The 17553-nt window shown below is 39.3% G+C and carries 15 protein-coding genes and 1 pseudogene; 8 read left to right on the plus strand and 8 right to left on the minus strand.

Annotated elements, in window-relative coordinates:
* Positions 1 to 18: 18 nt before the first annotated feature.
* Positions 19 to 1032, minus strand: coding sequence for a GGDEF domain-containing protein (locus MTF70_RS06890; protein ID WP_005374150.1), 1014 nt, complete (start codon positions 1030 to 1032; stop codon positions 19 to 21).
* 349 nt (positions 1033 to 1381) lie between these two features.
* Between MTF70_RS06890 and MTF70_RS06895 the strand changes: the two genes are divergently transcribed.
* From MTF70_RS06895 to MTF70_RS06905, 3 genes are read left to right on the plus strand one after another with little or no spacing between them, the layout of a single operon-like run.
* Positions 1382 to 2734 (plus strand): DASH family cryptochrome, encoded by a 1353-nt coding sequence (locus tag MTF70_RS06895; protein ID WP_025768046.1) that lies wholly within the window; start codon positions 1382 to 1384, stop codon positions 2732 to 2734.
* On the plus strand, positions 2734 to 4278 hold the full coding sequence (locus tag MTF70_RS06900) for a cryptochrome/photolyase family protein (protein ID WP_005374147.1): 1545 nt from the start codon (positions 2734 to 2736) through the stop codon (positions 4276 to 4278). Before MTF70_RS06895 ends, MTF70_RS06900 begins: the two co-directional genes overlap by 1 nt.
* Complete coding sequence (locus MTF70_RS06905; protein WP_017819732.1) at positions 4278 to 4985, plus strand: SDR family oxidoreductase; 708 nt, start codon at positions 4278 to 4280, stop codon at positions 4983 to 4985. Before MTF70_RS06900 ends, MTF70_RS06905 begins: the two co-directional genes overlap by 1 nt.
* A gap of 61 nt (positions 4986 to 5046) precedes the next feature.
* On the opposite strand, the gene MTF70_RS06910 is transcribed toward MTF70_RS06905, so the two are convergent.
* Positions 5047 to 5193 carry a DUF2256 domain-containing protein gene (locus tag MTF70_RS06910; protein WP_005374142.1) on the minus strand — a complete coding sequence of 49 codons (147 nt, stop codon included), beginning with the start codon at positions 5191 to 5193 and terminating at the stop codon, positions 5047 to 5049.
* A 33-nt stretch (positions 5194 to 5226) separates the two neighbouring features.
* The gene (gene msrB, locus MTF70_RS06915; protein ID WP_005374134.1) at positions 5227 to 6369 is read right to left on the minus strand and encodes a peptide-methionine (R)-S-oxide reductase MsrB; all 1143 of its coding nucleotides are present in this window, start codon (positions 6367 to 6369) and stop codon (positions 5227 to 5229) included.
* Positions 6370 to 6571: 202 nt separating this feature from the next.
* On the opposite strand from msrB, the pseudogene MTF70_RS06920 reads away from it, so the two are divergent.
* Positions 6572 to 6688: pseudogene (locus MTF70_RS06920) on the plus strand (osmotically inducible protein OsmC); the annotation flags it as partial.
* Positions 6689 to 7466: 778 nt separating this feature from the next.
* Positions 7467 to 10379, plus strand: a complete 2913-nt coding sequence (locus MTF70_RS06925) for an NACHT domain-containing protein (RefSeq protein ID WP_248393908.1) — start codon at positions 7467 to 7469, stop codon at positions 10377 to 10379.
* Positions 10380 to 10545: 166 nt separating this feature from the next.
* Here the strand turns inward: MTF70_RS06925 and MTF70_RS06930 are convergent, their stop codons facing one another.
* From MTF70_RS06930 to MTF70_RS06950, 5 genes are all read right to left on the minus strand, one after another.
* The gene (locus MTF70_RS06930; RefSeq protein ID WP_248393910.1) at positions 10546 to 11703 is read right to left on the minus strand and encodes a DUF6035 family protein; all 1158 of its coding nucleotides are present in this window, start codon (positions 11701 to 11703) and stop codon (positions 10546 to 10548) included.
* Between the two features lie 648 nt (positions 11704 to 12351).
* Complete coding sequence (locus MTF70_RS06935) at positions 12352 to 14241, minus strand: ATP-binding protein (protein ID WP_248393919.1); 1890 nt, start codon at positions 14239 to 14241, stop codon at positions 12352 to 12354.
* Positions 14238 to 14753, minus strand: coding sequence for an ABC-three component system middle component 5 (locus tag MTF70_RS06940; RefSeq protein WP_069540689.1), 516 nt, complete (start codon positions 14751 to 14753; stop codon positions 14238 to 14240). The genes MTF70_RS06935 and MTF70_RS06940 overlap by 4 nt, the downstream gene beginning before the upstream one ends.
* Complete coding sequence (locus MTF70_RS06945; RefSeq protein ID WP_248393921.1) at positions 14747 to 15292, minus strand: ABC-three component system protein; 546 nt, start codon at positions 15290 to 15292, stop codon at positions 14747 to 14749. Before MTF70_RS06945 ends, MTF70_RS06940 begins: the two co-directional genes overlap by 7 nt.
* A 2-nt stretch (positions 15293 to 15294) precedes the next feature.
* Positions 15295 to 15594: a hypothetical protein gene (locus MTF70_RS06950; RefSeq protein WP_038151902.1), complete on the minus strand. Its 300-nt coding sequence runs from the start codon at positions 15592 to 15594 to the stop codon at positions 15295 to 15297.
* Positions 15595 to 15901: 307 nt separating this feature from the next.
* On the opposite strand from MTF70_RS06950, the gene MTF70_RS06955 reads away from it, so the two are divergent.
* From MTF70_RS06955 to MTF70_RS06965, 3 genes are all read left to right on the plus strand, one after another.
* Positions 15902 to 16297: an OsmC family protein gene (locus tag MTF70_RS06955; RefSeq protein WP_137282854.1), complete on the plus strand. Its 396-nt coding sequence runs from the start codon at positions 15902 to 15904 to the stop codon at positions 16295 to 16297.
* Between the two features lie 129 nt (positions 16298 to 16426).
* Positions 16427 to 16981, plus strand: a complete 555-nt coding sequence (locus MTF70_RS06960; RefSeq protein ID WP_042523386.1) for a sugar O-acetyltransferase — start codon at positions 16427 to 16429, stop codon at positions 16979 to 16981.
* An 87-nt stretch (positions 16982 to 17068) separates the two neighbouring features.
* A complete protein-coding gene (locus tag MTF70_RS06965; protein ID WP_005497910.1) occupies positions 17069 to 17302 on the plus strand; it encodes a hypothetical protein in 234 nt (77 codons plus the stop codon).
* Positions 17303 to 17553: the final 251 nt, after the last annotated feature.

Raw genomic sequence — 17553 nt, forward strand, 5'->3', positions numbered from 1 at the left:
TTCGCTTAGTCAGTTTATTTAAATTGGCATCACGCGGTTACGACCGAGTTGTTTTGCTTCATAAAGCTGTTTATCGGCTTTATTGATTAAGGCTTCAGGCGTATCACCCGGCTCAAATTCTGCTACCCCAAAAGAAGCGGTAATGCTGTGAACTTGTGTGCCTGAGCGCTTATCTCTGATACGCAGTTTTTCTATCATCCGGCGTAGTGTGTCTGCATATTGGCGAGCAATTCGCAGAGATTTGTTAGGTACAATTAACGCGAATTCTTCACCACCAAAACGGTACGCACATATCCCATCTCGACAGCTTTGTTGTAGCCGGCGGGCAATGGCTTTTAACACTGTATCGCCAAAAAGGTGCCCGTAATTGTCGTTAAATGATTTGAAATGATCGATATCAAGCATGATTAAGGTCATTGCCTGATTTGATGCGATAAGTGAAGAGAGATCTTTGTCAAATGCTCGGCGGTTGTATAGGTTTGACAAACCATCGAACAACGCATCTTGCTGTACTTCAGCCAGTTGGTTTTTGAGGCGAGAAATTTCTTCACTCGCGTTAGTCAATTGGCTATTCAAAAACTTTGTTGAGTGACGAATTTCGTGTGACTCTGCGACAAGTTGACGAATCACCACCATCACTTCTTCAATGCTTAGGCTATTGTCCTCAACTTTTTCCAGTTTATTAAAGCTTTTGTCTACCATCTCAGAAAAGGAGGAAGTATCTGAAATCGTATCGCTCATTGAACTGGATACTTCATGTAGCAGAACTTCTACATTGGTTCTAAGATCTTCAAGGCTGGTTTCTGCTTTGCTGGCCACATAGTTGTTGTAAAGCTGTTTATTGGTTGCTGGCGGGCAAATACCGTAGTTTTCTAACACCGTGTCTAACTCAAAGTTGAGTTCTGGAATGGTCTTGTCAACGTAGGTATACCAAAGCGCGTAGTTGGCTGGCGTGGCAGCAACATGGTTTTTGATCATCAGTGGGACCGCTTTTTTTAAATTAGCGGTTGATTTCTTAAACTCGTCGGTCATTTCTGCGATGGTACTAGCAAAATGGGATTGGGCTTAGATTAACGGATATTAACTAATGTCGCTTTAATTTTTATCACTTTTGCATGGTTTATATAGAAAATGAGTGATTAAGATCGTGATCAATACCGTTGGATTCAAATTTTATAAAATATCAGTATGAAACATGTACAGGAATTTGGTGGTATTGCGTGTTTTGAGATATCCAGCAAATGGATTCCGTGTGAACGTTAGTAACCTAATGATCGTCAAACTCTCGTTTTCGTATAAAAGCAAGTAAATCAAAAGGCTTAACGTCAGGGTCTCCGTGAAAAGAACTCGTAGACGAAGAATTAACATCTGAGGGTGCGAATTGAAAAAGAAAATAGGACTTTATTGGTTCACGAACGACTTGCGATTGCACGACAACCCACTGTTGAAAAGCGCCAGTGTAGAAATGGACGAGTTAATTTGCTTGTATTGCTACCCTTCAATGACGCCTTACTTGCATCACTTTGCGCAGGAAGCCTCTTTCGGGCGCGCGAAATTGCAGTTTCTCGACTCATCGCTTAGTGAACTCAATCAATCTTTGAATCACCTTGGTCAGCGATTATGGGCGGTTGAACTAACGCCCGATCAAGCAATCAAGTATGCTGTTAATCGCTTCGGCGTCACACATATATATGCTGACGCCTTTCCCGGTTCGGATGAGCAACAAGCGTTAGATCGCGCAGTTGAAGGCGCGTCTCATGTAAAAATAAAACAGCAAGCAATCCGGACCCTGTTAAGGGAAGAACAACTGCCATTTGACTTGAGCAATCTGCCTACCACTTTCACGCAGTTTAGAAAGCAAGTTGAAGGTTTAGACATCTCTCGGCCCCACGAGAGTGTCCGTTCGTTACCTCCAATTCCCTTAGGTGTGAATCTTCCTTCCGTTACTGCATATTACTTTGACACAAAAGCTGCGTTTCATGGTGGAGAAAGCCGCGGGCTTGAACATTGTCGCCAGTATTTTGCTTCCACACTAGCCAGTGAATACAAACAAACACGCAATGGTTTAGATGGCATGGATTACTCCACCAAGTTCTCTCCTTGGCTAGCTCATGGGTGCGTTTCTCCGAAAACTATTTATGCCATGTTGAAACGTTATGAAGCCGCGAATGGCGCAAATGATTCAACCTATTGGATTTACTTCGAACTGCTTTGGCGTGAATACTTTTATTGGTATGCCCGTCGATACAAGCGGCAGCTGTTCCGATTCGGTGGCATCCAAAATCAAGCACCACTCACCAGCTTTTATGCGCACCGTTTTCAACAATGGAAGAAAGGTGAAACGCCATTTCCTATCGTGAACGCGTGTATGCACCAGCTTAATGAAACCGGTTATATGTCGAATCGTGGCAGACAGTTAGTCGCCAGTTGTTTAGTGCATGAGCTTGGCCTCGATTGGCGTTATGGCGCGGCGTACTTTGAGTCACAACTGGTTGATTACGATGTGGCATCAAACTGGGGAAATTGGCAATACCTAGCGGGCGTTGGTGCTGATCCGCGTGGTTCACGACAATTCAACCTCGAAAAGCAAACCGAAATGTACGACCCGCACATGGAGTTCATCGATAGGTGGCAAGGTCGTTGTCCTGGCGCGCATTTGGATAGTGTAGACATGGTCGATTGGCCGATTGTGATGGGCAGCAGTGACAAAGCTTCGTCATCGGAGAAACCGTAATGCAATTTGAAACCGTACGATTGATCTTGGGCGATCAACTTAACAGTGAGCACTCTTGGTTTCAGCAACCGGATGAGCAAGTGCTTTACCTGATTGCGGAGCTCAAGCAAGAGAATACTTACGTCACGCATCATATTCAGAAAGTGTGTGCGTTCTTTTCCGCAATGGAACAGTTTGCGAAAGAGCGTCAGAGTGAAGGTCACCAAGTTCTGCACCTCACGTTGGATGACACACAATCCTTCGACGATCTTGAGCAAGTCTTGCAACACTACGCGAGTGAAGTTGGTGCAAGTAAGTTTGAATATCAACGCCCGGATGAATACCGTCTTCTGGAGCAGTTAGCCAAACTAAAGCTTGATGGGGTCGTGACGCGTTGTGTCGACTCGGAACATTTTTTGTTGCCGTTTGAGGAAATAGAATCGCAGTTTCCTCAAGGTAAACACATCATGATGGAGCACTTTTACCGCCGTATGCGCAAGCGCTTCGACATCTTGATGCAAGACGGAAAGCCCGTCGGCGGAAAATGGAATTACGATGCCAATAATCGTAACAAGCTCAAAGCCAAAGACATTGAACAACTGCCACAACCTTTGATGTTCAGTACTGACATCCACGGCATTATTGAGCGGCTGGCACGACATGACATCAAAACCATCGGAAATCTCGAAGGGGACTTGTTGTGGCCGATTAATCGCGCGCAAAGCCTCTCTTTACTCGCGCATTTCTGCCAAGTCTGTCTGCCGTTATTCGGACGTTTTCAAGATGCCATGACAGGCCAGCACGACGCTAAGTGGAGCTTGTATCACAGCCGAATTTCATTCTCGCTTAACAGCAAATTACTGCACCCGAGAGAAGTCATTGATGCTTCACTCAAGGCATTTCATTCCAACGCGGACATCGACATTTCTCAAGTTGAAGGGTTTATTCGCCAAATCTTAGGATGGCGAGAGTACATTCGAGGGGTCTATTGGGCGAACATGCCTCATTACCCGAAAAACAACGAATTGGGCGCAGAAAGAAAGCTGCCAGATTTCTTCTGGAATGGTGAAACTAAAATGGCTTGTATGCGCAATGCGATTGGGCAGTCCCTCGATTACGCCTACGCACACCACATCCAACGATTGATGGTCACTGGTAACTTTTGCTTGCTAACCGAGATCGACCCAGATCAAGTGGATGAGTGGTATCTCGGTATCTATGTTGATGCGATTGAATGGGTCGAAATGCCGAACACACGTGGCATGGCATTGTTTGCGGATGGCGGCATTGTTGGCACCAAACCTTACGCGGCGAGTGGTTCTTACATCAACAAAATGAGCGACTACTGTAAGGGTTGCCATTACGACAATAAGGCGAGGAGTGGGGAAGGATCGTGTCCGTTTAACAGCCTTTATTGGCGCTTTATGAACAAACACGACAAGCGCCTCGCAGCCAATCCACGAATCGGGATGATTTTCCGCTCTTGGGACAACATGGAAGAACAACAACGCCAAGCGATTCTTGATACCGCAGAGCACTACATAGAAAACGTGGAGAACTTGTGATGGAAATACTCATCGTCGGTGGCAATGGTGGAATTGGTTTGGCGATGGTGAGAGAAGCCGCAGCTCGGTTTCCTCAAGCTCGCGTGCATGCCACTTATCGTAAGCAGCAACCAGATTGGCAACACCCAAATGTCGTTTGGCATCAAGTGGATGTATCGCAAGACGAGCAGGTAAAAGCGTTCAGTGAGCAGATTGAACACGTCGATTGGTTGGTGAACTGTGTTGGTATGTTGCACACCCAAGAGAAAGGTCCTGAGAAGAATCTTAGCTCGCTCGACGCAGACTTCTTTCAGCAAACCATCACGGTTAATACTTTGCCAAGTTTGCTGTTGGCGAAATACTTCACGCCCAAGCTAAAGCGCAGTACTGCACCCAAGTTTGCGACCATTTCGGCCAAAGTTGGCAGCATTAGCGATAATCAGTTAGGTGGTTGGTACAGCTATCGAGCATCGAAAGCCGCATTAAACATGTTCCTAAAAACCATGTCGATCGAATGGCAAAGAGTGGTCAAACATGGCACGGTGCTTTCACTTCACCCTGGCACCACAGATACCGCTTTGTCGGCACCTTTTCAAACCAATGTCCCAGAGGGAAAGTTGTTCACGCCAGAGCGAGTTGCTAAGGATTTATTAGGCTTGATAGAAAAAGCAACCCCGCAAGATAGCGGGGCGTTTTGGGCTTATGATGGGACGTTATTACCTTGGTAAGAGAACGCGTACAAACGTTAATACAAATGAAATAACATACTCCAGAGAGGGTCGGAGTGACCTACGTTTTCGTTGATTTATTTCTTCGGCAACGCTCAGAACAATAAACGATTTCCTCCCAATTTCGCGCCCACTTCTTTCTCCAAGAAAATGGGCGCTGACAGACCGGACAGACTTTCATGGGAAGGTTGGATTTAAAACCTTTCATCGCGCTGAATGTTCACTCCTAATTTGGTTAAAACTACTTATCAAATAGGTACAGGTAATCGCCGTAGCCTAAACTCGCCATCTTGTTCACAGGTACAAATTTCATCGCAGCAGAGTTCATACAATAGCGTAATCCCGTCGGCTTCGGACCATCTTTAAACACATGACCTAGGTGTGAATCACCAAACTTACTGCGGATCTCCGTTCTAGGGTAGAGCAGTTTATAATCGGTTTTCTCCACGATGTAACCCGGGTTAATTGGTCGAGTAAAGCTTGGCCAACCTGTGCCAGATTTGTATTTATCAGTAGAAGAAAATAGCGGTTCACCGGTCACAATATCCACATAAATTCCCGCTTCTTTGTTGTCCCAGTATTCATTATCAAACGGACGCTCCGTGCCTTCTTCTTGCGTCACGTAATACTGTAGCTCTGTTAAGTTTGATTTGATTTCAGACTGAGCAGGTTTACTGTACGCTTTCACTTTCGAAAGCAGCTTTTTTTCTTCAATCAACTGTCGAAGTGTTTTAGGACTTTCTTTTCGATCTTCACCAAATACTTCGTCGAGATATTTATCGCGACCTGATGCGTAGCGGTAGTATTTGTACTTCAAGCTACTCTTCTTGTAGTAATCCTGATGGTACGACTCCGCAGGGTAAAACTTTTCAAACTCGATCAGCTCTGTTTTCAACGGTTTTGGATAGATCATCGCCTTGTCGATTTCCATCATAAACTGCTTAGCAATCTGCTTTTGCTCCGCATTATGGTAGAAGATCGCTGGACGGTATTGAGGACCACGGTCAACAAATGAACCTTTATCGTCGGTAGGGTCGATATGACGGAAGAAGTAGTCCAGCACTTGCTCGTAGTTCACGACAGCAGGATCGTACTTCACCTCAATCACTTCAATATGACCAGATTTACCAGAAGAGACTTGGCGGTAAGTCGGGTTTTCAATATGACCACCTGAATAACCTGATACAACATCGATTACGCCGGGCAGTTGCTCTAAATCCGATTCTGTACACCAGAAACAACCGCCAGCTAGCGTTGCGATTCTTGTATTCTCTGAAGCCTTCAGCTTATCCATCGTATCGGCGGTACCTGTTTTACTCAATAGTAGAAACAAGACTGGAAGTGCGAAGGAGAAACCGGCCAATAACTTAGACATATTCTTCATAGCTACCTCATCGTTATTTTTGTAGAAAGTGTTACTTAAATAAAAAGTGTTACGTATAGAGAAAGGTAACCGAGCGAAAAAATTACAGTAATGTTGAAAATTCCGTTGCCCTTTTATGCGATAGAGCTAAAGTATCGACAAGAAACACACCGCTAGTAAGGGCAACGATGCCTTGAATAAGCGATGCTAAATGAGGTAAATCATGCAAGCTGAAGTTAAATGGATAGAAGATTTTAAATTCCTTGGGCAATCTCAGTCGGGCCACTCCGTAGTGATGGATGGCAATGGTGGTGCAACCGCACCAAGCCCAATGGAAATTGGCGGGTAGAGCCAAGAATTAACATTTCGACAAGAAGTGAAAAGTAGGGCAAAGCAATATTCTCACTCATCACATTGATAATAAATGATTTTAAGCGTATTCATTGGTTTTTAATAACTTGAGATAAATGTCTACTATCGCGTAATCTGGCTCAGGAACTAACTTATTTTGAAACAACCTTTATAGCCAGATCTTCAGCTTCATCTAACAAGTTTTTGAATCTTTTGTGTCTTCCGTTTCATGAAGGATTTCAGACAACTCAGCAAGTCTTAAATAATCTTTATCTCGTGGGTCGTATAGTGGCAGTTCAAGATCTTTGAAAATATTGCCGACTTTTATACTGATAGTATGGCTTTCAATATAGCTTTTAACTATTGAACAGTTAAGTAACCCAAACATGAAATGTGCTTCATTTTAATTGTCAAAATCTACAAAATAGACTTTTTGATCAAGAACATAAGATCTATCTCCAACTAACGAAACATTCATTGTTGAACATACTGCTGCTTGAAAGTTTTTTCGTTGTTCAGGGGAGAGGGACAGTGACCGTTACCGGAAAATGTCTCAGATATAGAATCACGATGAGCAGACTGTAATTAGGGGTAGATACACCGCGCGATTTGAACAAAAAAGTTTATAAAGCTTCTACATACTTATTGTCAACTTCGCAATTTTCACTTAGTAAATATCTGATTTTCCATGAATCAGTAGCAGCTATAATGCAATCGATTGATTAATGATGTAAAGTGTAAATACTTCAACTTTTAAGGCCTTTGCAATGTTACTAAAGAAGCTTCTTACTCATGATGAGTCTCCATCTATAGAATTTAAATCTTATTGGTATTGGGGGAGTAACGATAGTAGAAAATTGCAAAAAGGTTGGGGGGAATTACAGAAGGACCTTGTAGCTTTGTTGAACACAAAAACTCAAGAGAACTTTAAGTATCTCATAGCTGGTTTCGATGAAAAAACTAAAAAGTACAATGATTTTCACGTTGATGCTGGCGGGAATGAGATCGATGAACTTCGAGATCCTGAAAGCTTTTTAGAAGATCTTATATCAAAATTAAGACGAAACTTTAGAGCCAAGTTTAAAGATACTTATAGAGATTTGAATCTGTTAGATCTTAAAAATTACATTGAGTTTGATATCCAGGAGATAGATGGATATAAGCTTCTTATTGTTAAAGTCTCGAAAACTCCATTTGTACTTGAATTGACGAAAGTTCTTCCTGCGAATGAAGCTTATAAAGCTGGCAATATCTTGATTAGAAAACTACGAAAAAATAGTAATGATCCTGAAAATGTCGTAGCTAATGCAGAAGATATGGAAGAGTTAATCGCACAGTGTAAGAACTCTAATGAGATATCAACCAGTGAGCGAAAGTATACAGTTTCGAAACTGGTTGAGTGTTTTAAATCTGTTCAGTCTCCTAAATCTATAGTTGTTGACTTAAATGAAGATAATGCAAATAAATATGAACATTACAGCCTAACGGGAGGCGTGTTAGATTATCCAATTCATATAGTATATTTTAATAAGTACACAGTTCAAACAAGAGCGGTTAGCTCTATTTCGCATTCTAACTCTATTGATAAAAAGTCTAAAGTTTATCTTGTTACTGACAACAAAAACCGAGCTGGTAATAATTTTAATGAGTCAAAAATTAAAAATGAATTCCTTGAAGTAGGTATCAAGGCGCAGGTCTATACCATTGAACAGTTCTCTTTAAAACATATTTATGACAATGCATTTAATAGTGACATTCTACATGATGGTGATTTCTCAATATCTGACTATATTACTCCCAAAACGACAGGTAGTGATAAAGATGCAGATGTTTTGATATCTGAATGGATCGATATAGAAGATTCACCATTAATGACGATTAAAGGCATTGGTGGAATAGGAAAGACTACAGTTGTAAAACACTACTTGGATCAAGTTTATAAAAGATATAAAGAAGTAAATATCATATTTATTAGTTCTCATGAAATAATCAATACTCTAAGTAAGAATGAAGAAATAAATGATATATATGATTTCTACAAAGCATTTATTTCAGAGGAAGACTCAGAGCTTGAATACTTGGATAAGCGTATATTTGAACTTACGATTGACCACGGGAATTTGATATTTGTTATCGATGGGATTGACGAGGTACTTGCAAAGTTAGGCAATAAATTTGATATCAATAGGTTAATATCTTCTATATTCAGTGAATATACAAGCACGTTAGCAAAAGCCAAGGTTATTCTTACATGTCGAGAGGAATTTTGGTCAGCTGGTGATTTCGAAGATAAAATTTACTCTTTAACATTGTCTCCTTTTACTAAAGAATTAGCTACTGAGTATTTTAATCGTAAATTCGATAATCACCAATCCAAAGTCAAAAAGGCTCTGAAACTTGCCGAACAGTTTGCATTAGACAAAGAAACTAATCAATATATACCTTATATCCTTGATATGGTGAAGGAAAATCTTCTGGAGGAGTCTTGTGAGGGTGTGCCAAACTCTTCTTTTATAGTTGAGAAACTTACAAATGACTATTTAATTGGGAAAGTTTGTGATCGAGAGGTATTCAAACTTGGTCACAATGATATTGATGAGCAAATTAAGTTTTTTATCAATCTTTCAGTTGTATATGAAGGAGAAGCTGTAATTGATGGATTTGTGAAAAATGAAACTATTTCACAAAAACAGGCGGATATATATAAAGCTCATCCTTTATTAAGCTATGACGGTGACCGTTTAATCTCTTTTCGATATGATTTCTTTTTGGAATATTTTAAAACTATATATGTATATAAACTGCTTCTGGATGATATTGAGTTTCATAACCTCAATGAGAGTGACAAGAGAATCTTAACACAAGTGTTATCTATTGGCTTACCAAGCGTAACTAATATCTTGGAAAGAGTCGATAATACTGAAAGTATGGCATCGAAATTAAAAGAGGCATTATTTCTATTTGTTGCAGATGAAGCTAATAGTTCTTATGTAGATAAGAAACTTTCTTCTGCAATTTTATATTTCATTTTTTGTATTTACCCTGATAAAGATAAGTCAGAAAAGATGAATGTCGTGAATGAGCTTTACGGCATGGATGGTGTTATTAAAAACCTTTCTTTGATTAATTTTTATTCATCAAAGCTCTTGAAAGTAGTATTTGATTTCTCCGGGTACGAATTACAGCGATCTTATATAGAAAACTACCCAGACTTCAGCAGGTGTACGTTCGATGACAATACTATTTTTAAATCTACAGTTCTGAAAAAGCCATTATGTAGTGAAAGTAAAGTGAACTTTCGAAGAAAACATTTCTCAAGTTGTTGCGATACAAATGATATTGAACATATCTTGGAAGAGTTAGAAGATTCCGAACTTGGAGAAGAGCAAGTATTAGAAAAAGGGATTAAAAAGTGTCTTACGCATTTTTGGTCAAATGGAAAGTTCAGAACTAAGACTGCAGATTTTATCAATAGGAAAATGAATAAATCTCATGACATTTTGACGAAGTTAGTGGCTGTCGGTGTTGTTGTTGAAACAAAAAAAACAACTTCTGACAAACGCATGGAAAAGTGTTTTGAGATAGCAAAAGAGTTCAGAAACGATCTGTCAAAAATAATGGAACAAAATTCGACAAACTCAGTTTTTAGAAGTGTCTTAAATGATATAAAATCATTATAATCTCTAATGTTAATATATCTTTTAAATAAGGCTGTACTTTAAAAGCACAGCCATTATTTTTTAATTTCTTATTTTGGGATAAAATACTAATAATCAAATCGACGGTTGGTTGATTTTTAGCGTATATTAATTTTTAATACTGATTGGGTAAAGTTTAAACGAGAATTTAAGAAATTTCATGACCACATCGCCCACAAACAGTAAGTCTACCAACTTTCTTCGGTTTTCCTATGTTCATGCATTTTCTGCATATCAAGGTTCCACCCAATGACTTGGCAGAAGAGGGGATTTGGGAAAGATGTTTACTTCTATGAGCCTTCTCTTTGTAATGATTTGGAGTCTGAAAGTGAGAGTATGATCGTGCAAGTTTATCCAGTCGTTTCTGTTCTTCTCGTTCTTGTCTCAGTGCTTCTTGTTTAGCTCTCTTTCTTGCTTCTTGTTCGAGGTGTTGCCTACGCTTTTCGTCGTTTATATTGTTGATGATTTCTGCTCTGAGAGCATCAGTATCGACAAAATATGTTTTCTTATTTAACTCATCAAAGTTGAGCATTGAGAAGTCAACGAGTTCATGAACCCACTTATGAGAAATGTTTAAGTCTTCGGTCATAAATGGTTGACGGTAATAGCATTTTAAAACAAGTTTGCCGTTCAAATCTGACTCATGTTTTGCTTCGTTATCCAATACAAAAACATTGGCTTTGTTGGCATAAGCAATATCAAGAGTCGTAAACTTCTCTGCGTCAAAGTCAAGGAACACCCACGTAATATAGGCATCATTTTCTTTGTAAAACTGCTCACGGCTAATAATGACATCGAGAAAGGTTGTTGATACTTGAAGCTCAAAAACTACCTCACGAGAGTCTTTGGATAACGTTGCTGAGATATCAGGTCTACGCCAGCGTTTGGCTATACCAGTTGGATGTTTTTCTCTGAACGTCTTTTCAACATGAATATCATTATGGAACAGACTATCCGCTCTAAGGTATTGAGCTATAGTTTCTTTTCCTTCCCTATGAAGCCGACCTTCCTTTTGACCGTTATACTTGATAGCGAGGATTTCCTCTGCTGTGAGATTGGTTGTGGTCTTTACGGGACAGTCTTCAGAATCTTTTACATGAGCAAAGTATTTGGTTCTTTGTGGTGTGCCTTTAAGTAGCACTGGTTGGAAGCAAGTACTGCAGAGAGCGATTGGAGAAGTCTTACGGTTCTTTGCAATTTTTGTTCTTAATTCAAAAAGTACTTTTTCATCTGAATTATCTAAGAACTCATTTGTATCAATAACTTCGTTTTCTTCTGTCATGAAAACATAAGTCATGTTTCTCATACTCAATACCCCCACAGACTGTGACTACAAATTCATTATGCAACAAAGGGATACTGTCTAAATGAACATGATTTGATTTTGTGATGCATCACCACATAGCAAAAGAATTTTCGCTGCCCAGTTATCTTCCAAGTTTGCTGAAAAGGTGCACAATGTATATGTCTTATTGGTTTATAACGAGAACAGTAAAGGAGTAGTTCAGTGCGTAAGGTGCAATACTACATCCCTATATTTTTTATAATCAATGGCAAGAAGATCTGTTATCTGATTGAATATCATAGGTGTGTAGAGCTTCGTTCATTATCGAAAAATAATAGAAATTAGCCACCTCTGGTTAATTTAAAGAAGTCATGAATTTGCTTCTAATGTTAAAATGATAACTATCATTATGTGTTGTAGGTTCAGGCAAGATGAAAGCAGAAGTAACGTGGATTGAAGATCTAAAATTCATTGGTAAAGTTGATAAAACAAGAAATTACCTTTGGCGCAGGCGATAGTACAATTGTTTCATCAATGGAGATCGTTACTCTTTAGTAATTTAACATAGGCTTGTTAATGTTGTATTTCAAAAAGTGATTGCAGTTACAGTAAGATCATCGTTTATCTAATCGTGCTACTCAGATTTTTCTAAGTAGCACTCTACCGTAATCAGAACTCAAGCGTATGAGAGCCTTTTTCATAAAAAGGACCTACACACATTGTTGTACCTTCTAATTCGCTGGCGATCATAGAAGTGGTATATATCAACTGGAAGTCATTTTTGATGGTATTACATACCTCGACCATTTGGCGTTGAAAGTTCTGACTTCGCTCAACAACCATTCCTTTATCCTCTATATTATCCATGAGGATTAGGTTAGGAAAGCGAGAGTAAGAATCATCGGCAGATTGAGAGAATATGGAGAATCTTATACTGTTCTTCAGCACTACCATTGAACTTGCAGAAAATTTGTTTCTTCCATTCACATACATTTTGTCTTTAGAAAAATCAAAAACGATGTCATCTGGATCATCAAAAGCACCTTCGTAGCCACCGTCAGCTTTTAGTAACTCTTTGGCCTTTGATTCAATACCCTCATAAACAGAGACATATCTTTGCTCTTGCCGAGCCGATATCGTATCTAATTTTTCTTGAAGCTCATTGATCTTATTCTGTGCTAATACTTTTTTACGTTGTAGGTTATCTACATTAGATACTTGTTCTCGCTTCTCTTCTAATGAAATGACTTGGCTTTGTTTAAAGCCTATTTCGGTTGATATTTTAAGGAGTTCTGCCTCTTTTTCATCAGTTGATGAGTTTATTTCTTTTAACTCTGATTTTAGTGCATTTAGTTCTTGTTTTATTAAAGGAGTTTGAGAGTCAATTGTTAATAAATCATCCTCAAAGCTTTTAATTAACTTTTTACTTTCACTGATTTGAAAGTTGAGTTCATTAAGTAGTTGTGAATATGCAAAGTCTTTTTCTGAATTATGTTTTGGTGATTTGCAAAGACCACAATTATCACTACCTGCACTTTCCAATGGTTCAAGGCAGGAAGGACAGTATTTAAAAGTGATAGTACCAAGGGAGTTATATGTTACCTGAGACTCGCCAAGAGCCGATTTACGTTGTTCCAATGAGCGAAGGAATAGCGTTGTTTCATTAAGCTCTACTTGTGTTTCCAATCTATTAGCTGAATATTTACTCAATTTATTCGATAGTTCTTCAATTTTAGATACAAGCTCTCTAATTCGTTTGGATGTGTCTATCGAAACCTCGGCTGATGGTGTGCTCTTTATTTCTAAGCGTTTATTTTCTAAATCGACAATGTTTTGTTTTACCGCTTCAATATCGCTATTTAGCGACGATAAGTTAACTAAGTTCTCTTTATGACCAAACATTCTATAAATGGAATTTAACTCGGCATTGAATTTTTCAAATTCTCTGTTTGCTTCAATTAATTCCTGTCTTAAGTTATATGCGTCAAGAGTATCAATGCCTAAAAGATATTCACCAATAGCTCTTCGAATCGTCAAATTGTCAAACTTAGTGTCTTCTTTTAAAAGCTTTTGTGGAGCAGAAAGTTGGTCAACGTAGATTAATCGAAGAATCTGATGCATGGTTAAATTTTTACTGTCATCAGTTTGATGGCGAGGCATATTTAACAATTCAAACATGTGCTGAGAGAAGCTATGTGTGTCGCCGCTTCTACGCATTCCGTATCTGGTCCAACGTTCATGGTCTTTAAGAGCAGATGCCATTTCTCCATCAAAGAACAGTACCTTTTCTTGACCTGTAGGGGTTATATCTCTTTTTAAGGTCACAATATGACCATTAACAGTTACTTCCAGTGCAACCCAATCACATTGTATTTGATGTTCAGTCCATTCTGTAATTTCAGCGCCAAGTCCATAATTGAGCAAATCCATAATCGTAGATTTACCTGTGCCATTTTTCCCTCTAATAATATTGACGCCAAGGTGAAACTTTTGATCGTAGACAATTTTCCCAGAACCATGTACCACTAATCTATTTATAAATAGCTTTGATAAACTCATGATTTCTCCAAATCATATCTAAATTCCATAAGTCCTGAACGAGCTTTCAATCCTTTTTTTCCATTGAATGAAATATCAGGAAGGTGATTTATTATGGCCTTGAACCAACATTCATCGGATAACTTTGAATTGTTAATTGAATCTTTTAAGGATTTTGGTATGTTTGCGCTATTAATCTTTAACTGACCATCTGTGAAAGATTTTTTATCCAGTAACCCTTTTGCGATCAGGTTTTGAATACAAATTGACTGGAAGTTTTCCAACTCAAACATTACTCTCTTTGTGTTTTTTATCGCTTCAAAAGGTTCTTTGATTTTATTGAAAGCTTCTCGATATGAACGTAATTCATTGGGTAATGGTTTTATCATCTTTAATAGGTGAGGGAAAAGTGTATAAAAATCCATGACACGATATGTTTCGATGTTGATTGAGTCTTTCTCGGATAATTCCAATATTAATATTAATCGATATAAACAGTGGTTTATATCTTGAGCTGGATGATACATTAACATTGCTTGCTCCACTGAATATGACACTTTCCAGTCAGGAAGTAGAGCATACCACTAACTAAATCGGTTGTTATTAGCGTATCATATCTCACAATTGCTTTGTGTATTGGTTCTACCAATTCATCAAATATAGTCTGATCTATTTGGTTTGTAGCAGCGTTGTTCTCTATTAATGGAGCTATTTTTGAGTGCCAAATAGTGCTAATAGCAGAAAGAATTTGTATGTAAACGTGTTGTTCGGATAAAGACATCTGATTTTTAGCAACTCTCCGTTCGAAGCGACTTTTGAGTAGAACAGCGCGGTCTTTCAATTCTTTTCGTCCGCCATTATCAAGTTTCTTCTCAAGACCGATAACTTCACGAGAAGGAAAATCCGTGATGTAATCAGCTAAATCCTCAATAATTGCAACAGATTCAGTACAATCGCCTAAGTTAGTTTTGATTTGCTCAATAGCTTGCTCCAACGATGTAAGTTGAACAAAAATATTATTGCCATTGTGTTGAGCTTCATTTTCATAAGTGACACTAATCGATTGAGCCATAATTAGAACTTATTGTCTCCGTTGTGATTAGCATTGTCTCTGTATGTGACAATTACCTCTTTCTTGGTCGGACTCGTAGTGTTGTTTGGTTCATTTACTGAACTTGAACGATTCAATAGAGCAATTATCATTAAAATAAAGAATATAGCTACAAGTGCTATGATTATGAAGAAAACTCTGTCCGAACCGAGTAAAGATATAATTTGCTCACTAAAGAAGTGTCGCATTAACAGGGCGAATAACAACCCTACTAAACCAACAGCTCCAGTGACTTTGATTATTCCTTCCCATTCTTTGATCATAGATGCGACACCCTGATTTTTTCAGCAATGATGCACTAAGTTGCATTTATTTTCCAGAATCTTGCTCAAGTTTGCCAAAGTTCATACAAGCTTTCCTGCTCGATTTGTTGCTCAATGCCAGACGCGGTTTAGTAGCAATCTGCTACCGATTTGTTCAATAGGCTTTCCTTTCTAAGTTTCAATAGTAGTTACACGTCTTCTTACTACCAAACATGAAAAGCTATTCCTCGGTATGGCTTTTTCTTATCTGTCATATACGGATATAATCAGATTGTTAAAAAATGCATTTTATCGAGATTATTGAGTTATGAAAGCAGAAGTTAAGTGGATTGAAGATTTAAAATTTGTTGGTAAAACAGATAAAAATCAAGAGATTATAATGGCAAGTGGTGACAGTACTTATTTCTCACCAATGGAAATGGTACTAATGGCTGCTGGTGGCTGTAGCTCTGTCGATGTTGTTGATGGTTTGAAAACAGCAGGCCAAAAGGTTTCGTCAGTTAATGCCAAGCTAACCACAGAGCGTCGTGAAACCGCGCCGCGTATCTTTACGCAAGTGAATATCCACTTTGAAGTGTCAGGTGACGAGCTTGACCCAGAAGTCGTAGCAAAAGTGGCGGCTGACTCGCTAGAAAAATACTGCTCGGTTTGCTTAATGCTAGGTGAAGGTGTTGAGATGACCCACAGCTGGGAAATTGTGTAAGCCGACAGACTCCACAAAATATAAAAACAGGAAAGAGAAAAGTCCGGGCTTTTCTCTTTTTTTATTTCGCAGTTCACGTACGTTGTGAAGAATCTGAAAGCAGTAATTGCAGGTTGTAGGAGTCTTCCAGTGACAGAACTAGAAAAAATGATGTCTGGCCAGGTCTTTGATGGCATGGACAAAGAAATTGACGCCATTAGAAGCCATGCTCTTCAAGCACTTAGAGCGCTCAATAATAACACCGACGAAAGTCAGCGCGACGAATTGCAAAAGCAGCTATTTGGCAAGGTAGGCCGTTGTATTGTCCAGGCCCCTTTTCATTGTGAATTTGGTAAGACCATCGAAATAGGTGAAGAAACCTTTATCAACATGAACGTGGTCATGCTCGATGGTGCCAAAATTACCATCGGGAACCACGTGCTCATTGGACCGAGCGTGCAATTTTATACCGCTTCTCATTCTGTTGATTACCGCAGTCGCCGACGTTGGGAAACGTTTTGTAAACCCATCACGATTGAAGATGATGTGTGGATTGGCGGTAACTCCGTTATTAACCAAGGTGTAACAGTTGGCGCTCGCTCGGTGATTGCAGCGAACTCGGTAGTCAACCATGATGTGCCGCCAGATTGTCTATACGGAGGCACGCCAGCTAAGTTGATTCGTCGTCTCAACGAAGAAGAGTAAGAATCGATAGTGATGGCATGATGACTCGCTTTACGGGCGTAAGAGAATCATGCCATCAGAAAGGGATAATTCGTCAAGGAGTCCAAGATGTCGAACAAGACAGAAGTCCTCATGTGCCCTACATGTGGGGTAGAAACGCATCATGTCGTGGTGTTAGTTAGAAAGAAAAGTGGCTATGAAGGCGATAAAAATCGCAACAAGAAAGAGTTCATCGCTGGCTTTCTCAAAAGTGTAGTGTTCGGCGCCTTCCTTGCTTCTATGGATGAATTTGAACGTCACTTGATCTGCGAAAACTGTGGTCATAAAACCATTCAACAGTAACTGATAGTCTTTCTTTCTCTGCATAAGTTCATAAGTGCGGTTTGAAGCACTGGTTATTCAAATCGCATTATCCTCTTTTAGTGCTTTTGCTCTTCTTATGTTCCTCTCTCAAAAGTGAGTCACATCAGTACGCATTTTAACCGCTTGGATGCAGGTAACTCACTGCTATGTATAATAAATTTTGGTGGGAAATACGTGTTTCAGCTCGATGTTTAACCTCTGTTCTATCGACACGTTTTGAGTCAGTAAAC

It is taken from the genome of Vibrio sp. 2CM40D (assembly GCF_023161825.1).
Lineage (GTDB): Bacteria > Pseudomonadota > Gammaproteobacteria > Enterobacterales > Vibrionaceae > Vibrio > Vibrio alginolyticus.